This window comes from Terrisporobacter sp., from assembly GCF_017888745.1.
Classification (GTDB): Bacteria; Bacillota; Clostridia; order Peptostreptococcales; family Peptostreptococcaceae; genus Terrisporobacter.
Map to the genome: position 1 here is coordinate 1 of NZ_JAGHFM010000003.1, position 5,763 is coordinate 5,763.

The following is a 5,763-nucleotide window of genomic DNA, read 5'->3' on the forward strand; positions in this document are numbered from 1 at the left end:
AACAATGTATAAATATTTGAGCATATTTTTTTATATTTAATTTATTCATAATATTAATATAATGCAAACAAATAAGTAGGAGTATATCAGTTAGGATACCCCTACTTTTTTGTTCGGATTATATTAAATTTCTTAATTGAAGTTTACCTACAAATTAAAATTTACTTTTGTTTCCATTGTAATGCCTTTAATTCTAACTGCTTTACAAATTCTTCTTTTCCGTCACAGTACTTTTCTATATCATATGGATATTGAAATGCTAACTTTTCTTTTAACATACCATATTGTTGTGCTATTTCTTTGTGAACTCTCAAAAAATCTCGTACTGCAATATGCCTTTCAATGTTTATAATATCATCATTTTGAAACATATGTATTTGATGAGTTCGTTCATCTCCACCTTTACGCAGATATCTTCTTCCAATAATTCCAAACTCACCTAAATACTCATATCCGATTTGTTCAAATTTATCTGCTAACGCATCTACACTAGCTAAGTCTGTTACTACTGGCATAATATCAATAATTGGCTTTGCTTTTAGACCTTTTACCGCAGTACTACCAATATGAAATATTTCAACACAGTTTTCGCCTAAAATATCCCTTATCTTGATAGACTCACTATTATACATTTCTTCCCAAATATGATTGTATTCCTTCACTATGACATGTTGAGCCATAACTTCATCCCGCCTTTAAATTCCTATTTATGCATATGATATTAAAAGTACATCAATTTACATTATATAGCTATTATATAATTTATTAATATCACGAATCTTAAATACTTTTATAAATTCTTTTATTTCTCTTCTATCTTTATACTAAATGACAAGCTACAAAGTGTCCCTTTTGTGTCTCATTAAATATTGGAATGTTTTCTTTACATAGTTCCAATCTAAAAGGACATCTATTGTAAAATTTACATCCAGAAATATTTTCTTCTCTTTTTATATATACATCATCAAATTCTTCCACATCATATATATCATCTTCATAAATTGAAAAGTTAGATGATAATAATAACTTAGTATAAGGATGTTTAGGATTATTAATAATATGATTCCTTGTCCCCTTTTCTACTATTTTACCTTCGTACATAACGTATATTTTGTCACAAAATTTTTGCACTAAAGCTAAATCATGAGATATAAATAAGAAGCTTATATTTGTTTTTGCTTTTAAATCACTTAGGACATTTATAATTTGACCTTGAATAGATACATCTAGAGCACTTGTTGCCTCGTCACATACTAAAAGCTTTGGTTTTATTAATAGCGCTCTTGCTATGGCGGCCCTTTGGCACTCTCCTCCACTCACTTCTTTTGGATATCTATGATAATATTCTTCACTTAAACCTACTAGTTCAAGTAAATCTATTACTTCTTTCTTAACTTCTTTTTTGTCGTAACCAAGGTTAATTTTTATTTCTCCAATGGAGTTGCCAAGTTTTATCCTAGGGTTAAATGAATCCACTGGGTTTTGGAAAATCATTTGAACTTGTTTATGAAGTTCTTTATTTTTTGTAGACTTAAAATCTTCAATATTTAATCCATTTATAAAAATATTCCCCTCATTGCTTTTTTCAAGATTAGTTACAATTTTAGCTATTGTACTTTTTCCACACCCTGATTCTCCTACTAATCCCACACATTCACCTTTTTTAATTTCTAAATCAATATCATTTACAGCAGTAAATTCTTTTTTATCTTTTATATATATTTTTTTTAGATTTTTAACTTCTAAAACATTCATTATACTATAATCTCCTCCTCAGCTAATTCTTTGTATAAATGACAATTTACTATTGAGTTATCATAACTAACTGTTGAAGGTATTTCAGTATAACATTTCCCCATACTTTTATTACATCTATCTACAAAGGCACATCCTCTTTTAGCATCTCCAAAAACTGGTGCCTTACCTGGTATGCCATATAATTTCCCTTTTTTCATATTTGGTGTAGACTTAATTAACATTTGTGTATAAGGATGAAGAGGTCTATTTATAATATCTTTTTTACTTCCATATTCTACTACTCTTCCATTATACATAACAGCAACTTTATCTACCATATAAGATACAACTCCCATATTATGAGTAATCATAATTATACTTGTGTTAAAATCATCTCTAAGTCTCATCAAAGTCTTTACAACTTGAGCTTGGGCAGTAACATCAAGAGCGCTTGTAGGTTCGTCTGCCAAAATTATTGATGGCTTGTTTAGCATTGCAAGGGCAATTCCCACTCTTTGATTCATACCTCCAGATAATTCAAAAGGATAACTTTTTAATATTCTATCCACATCTTTTAAATGGATTTTTGGAAATATTTCATCAATAGATTTTCTTATATCTTCATCACTTATATCTTGATGGGCCTTTGCACTTTCCATAAATTGTTTTTCAATGGTTCTAATGGGACATAAAGATGCCCCACTATTTTGAAATACTATTGATATTTCTTTTCCTCTAATTTGACGTAATTCTTCTTTTGATAACTTTACTAAATCTTTATTTTCAAGAAATATATTTCCGTGTTCAATTTTTGCATTTGAAGGTAATAAACTTACTAAAGATTTCAATAAAGTACTTTTACCACTTCCAGATTCTCCTACTATTCCTAGTATTTCTCCTTTGTTGATACTTATATTTATATTTTCTAGTATTTTTGTATTTCCATAACTTACACATAAATCCTTAGTTTCAAGAATTGGTTTCATAAACATTCCTCTTTTTCTTCGTAAGGATTTTATAATTTATCTGAATTGTAGATAAATTATAAAATCCAACATATTGATGGAGCAACGTACCTGTTTCACAAGGTCGTTGGCGACATGAGCAAAGCGAATTTTTTATTCAATATCTAAATCCGTAGTTATTTCATAGTAATCTGATGGATGAGCTTCAAATCCTTTTATATTTTTCTTCATAACAAAAGACATTTTTAAGTGAGAAGCATAAGTATATGCACAGTCATTTAAAACTTCTTGTTGTATTTGTATTGCTAAGTCACTTCTTTTTTTCGTATCAAATTCATTTCTAAGTTCATTTGTTAATTCTTCCACTTTGTCACTATGATAATGTCCACTATTGTATGCTGAATCATCAAGTAAATGAGTTGTTATATAGTACTGAGGATCTCCAGTTGGTGCTGTAACCATAGCATTAGCATATATGTCATATTCACCTTTTTCTAAATAATCACTAGTATTTTGAGTAGAGTTAACTTCAACTTTTATACCAATTTCTTTTAGTGTAGATTGAGCCGATTCCGCAAGTAAAGGTAATTCCATACGAGAAGGATAAGTTAACCAACGAATAGTTAAGTTTTTACCATCTTTATCTACATATCCATCATTATTACTATCTTCATAGCCAGCTTCTTTTAATAATTTTTTAGCCCCTTCTAAATCAAAATCATCTCCTTTTACTGCATCATTGCCAAAAGAGAAGTTTGATGGAAATGCTCCTACTGCTGGTGTTCCGTTACCATTTAATAATGTTTTAGTAAAATCTTCTTTATTAATAGATTTTGCTATAGCTTGTCTTACTTTTATATTTTGTAAATCTTCGTTGTCATAGTTATATGCTATTTGATAGACTCTTGAAGTGTTTGTAGAACTTATTTTATATTTGTCATCGTCTTCAAATAAACTTAAACTTGCATAAGGTAAACCTTGAGTTGCATCAATTTCTCCATTTTGTAGTGCCATTGTCATAGTGTCACCATCAGTAATACTCTTTACAACTACTTTATCAACTTTTGCTTCTCCATCCCAATAATTTTCATTTTTCTCTAAATCTATTTGTTCTCCAGTTACTGATTTCGCTATAAATGGACCAGTACCTATACATGTATCTCCAGTTTCATCCCAATCAGATACATCAATGATTCCTCCATATGGATCTGATAAGTAATTTAATAAAGTAACTACTTTATTTTCTGATTTTATTGTTATGGTTTGTTTATCAGCTTCTATTGATTTTATTGCTAAATCTCCTGGTGCTCTATCGTGAAGTTTTATTAAACTTTCAAAACATGCTTTTACAGCATCTCCTGTCATTTTATTCCCATTTGAGAAATTAACATCATCTCTTAAATTTATTTTCATTGTATAATCATCTATTATTTCATAACCTGTAGCAAGCCATGGCTCAAGTTCCATATTTTCATTAAATTTAAATAGTGTCTCTGTCACACCATATCTTATTGCAGGCCATCCTGAATATCCCTTATGAGGATTTATTCCTGGTTCACTTGAGTTATAAGCACTTGTCCCATAAACAAATGTTTTTTCACCATCACTACTTCCACCTTCATTAGATGTCGAACTACATCCAACTAAAACTCCTGCACTTAATACTCCTGCAAGTACTAAACTAACAAATTTTCTGTTAATTTTCATTTCTATTCCCCCTATATATTAGTCATTATTGCTTACATCTAAATAATCTCTTACTGTATCACCTAATAAATTAAAAATAATTACTGTAATAAATATTGCAAATCCTGGTGCAAATATTACCCAAGGAGATGATTGAATCATACTTCTACCATTACTCATCATAGAACCCCATTCAGCAGTAGGAGGCATTGCCCCTAGCCCCAAAAATGATAATCCTGCAAGTTCCATCATCATAACTCCAATATCAAGTGTTGCTGTTACAATTATTGGCCCTAATATGTTTGGGAATATATGCTTAAATATAATTTTCATATGAGAACATCCACTTAATTTTGCTGCCTGGATATAGGCACTATTTTTAATTGTTAATACATGTCCTCTAGCAAGACGTGAAAACTTAGGCCAAGATATTAATGCCAAAGAAATAACTGCATTAACAATACCTCCTCCAAGAACACCTGATACAGCTATAGCAAATACCATTCCAGGAAAAGCCAAGAAAATATCTGAAATCCTCATTACTATTTCATCAACTTTACCACCAATATAGCCACAAATCGAACCAACTATGGTGCCAAATGTAGCTATAATTATCACTAATCCCAGGGATGAAAACATGGTAGTCTTGGCTCCAACTACAACTCTAGAAAACAAGCATCTTCCATATCTATCTGTCCCAAATATAAACTCTTTGCTAGGAGGACTTAGTGCATTTGACAAATCCTGTGCATAAGGGTCATTTGGTACTATGTACTCTCCAAACAATGCAACTATAAATAATATGCTAACTATAAATAATAAAATATATAGTTTTGTTTTGATTTTATTTTGCTTTAAGTTTTTCAAGTCATCTAAAATGCCTTCCAAAAAGTTATTTCTTTTTATATTTTGTTTACCTATTGATCTTTCCATGGTATCACCATACATCCTTACCTATTCTAATTCTTGGATCTAAGTAATTATATAATATATCTGTTATAAGATTCATTACTACGAAAATTACTGCCATCCATATTACATATGCCTGTATAATTGGATAATCCATCATCTTAATTGCATCTACTGCCAATTTTCCTACACCATCCCACATAAAGATGGATTCAACAATAGCAGTTCCTCCTAAAAGTGACCCAATAGATAACCCCAACAACGTTACTACTGTTAATAGTGCAACCTTTAAAATATTCACATAAAGTATTCTTTTCTCTTTTATCCCTCTAGATCTTAATCCTAAAACATATTCTTTATTTAATTCTTCTAATACAGTTGCTCTAATTTGTCTTGTATATTTTGCAGACATGGAAATTGCTAAAGTTAATGTTGGCAAAACTAAACTTTTGAAACCATTGTTACC

6 protein-coding genes are annotated in these 5,763 nt (G+C 30.0%); all 6 read right to left on the minus strand.

Annotated features, from left to right (window positions below; all coding sequences use genetic code 11):
- Positions 1 to 161: 161 nt before the first annotated feature.
- Entirely contained in the window at positions 162 to 680 is a 519-nt protein-coding gene (locus J7G74_RS00065; protein ID WP_297130111.1) for a GrpB family protein, read from the minus strand.
- A gap of 139 nt (positions 681 to 819) precedes the next feature.
- Positions 820 to 1,755: an ABC transporter ATP-binding protein gene (locus tag J7G74_RS00070; RefSeq protein ID WP_297130114.1), complete on the minus strand. Its 936-nt coding sequence runs from the start codon at positions 1,753 to 1,755 to the stop codon at positions 820 to 822.
- Positions 1,755 to 2,723 (minus strand): ABC transporter ATP-binding protein, encoded by a 969-nt coding sequence (locus tag J7G74_RS00075; RefSeq protein ID WP_297130117.1) that lies wholly within the window; start codon positions 2,721 to 2,723, stop codon positions 1,755 to 1,757. Before J7G74_RS00075 ends, J7G74_RS00070 begins: the two co-directional genes overlap by 1 nt.
- A gap of 132 nt (positions 2,724 to 2,855) precedes the next feature.
- On the minus strand, positions 2,856 to 4,409 hold the full coding sequence (locus J7G74_RS00080) for an ABC transporter substrate-binding protein (RefSeq protein ID WP_297130120.1): 1,554 nt from the start codon (positions 4,407 to 4,409) through the stop codon (positions 2,856 to 2,858).
- An 18-nt stretch (positions 4,410 to 4,427) separates the two neighbouring features.
- Positions 4,428 to 5,321, minus strand: a complete 894-nt coding sequence (nikC, locus tag J7G74_RS00085; protein WP_297130123.1) for a nickel transporter permease — start codon at positions 5,319 to 5,321, stop codon at positions 4,428 to 4,430.
- Between the two features lie 4 nt (positions 5,322 to 5,325).
- On the minus strand, positions 5,326 to 5,763 hold a 438-nt coding region (locus tag J7G74_RS00090), incomplete at its 5' end, for an ABC transporter permease subunit (protein WP_297130126.1).

Bases quoted from the DNA above. Each gene is read 5' to 3' on its own strand.
- J7G74_RS00065 (WP_297130111.1), bottom strand. From the start codon at position 680: ATGGCTCAACATGTCATAGTGAAGGAATACAATCATATTTGGGAAGAA.
- J7G74_RS00070 (WP_297130114.1), bottom strand. From the start codon at position 1,755: ATGAATGTTTTAGAAGTTAAAAATCTAAAAAAAATATATATAAAAGAT.
- J7G74_RS00075 (WP_297130117.1), bottom strand. From the start codon at position 2,723: ATGAAACCAATTCTTGAAACTAAGGATTTATGTGTAAGTTATGGAAAT.
- J7G74_RS00080 (WP_297130120.1), bottom strand. From the start codon at position 4,409: ATGAAAATTAACAGAAAATTTGTTAGTTTAGTACTTGCAGGAGTATTA.
- nikC (WP_297130123.1), bottom strand. From the start codon at position 5,321: ATGGAAAGATCAATAGGTAAACAAAATATAAAAAGAAATAACTTTTTG.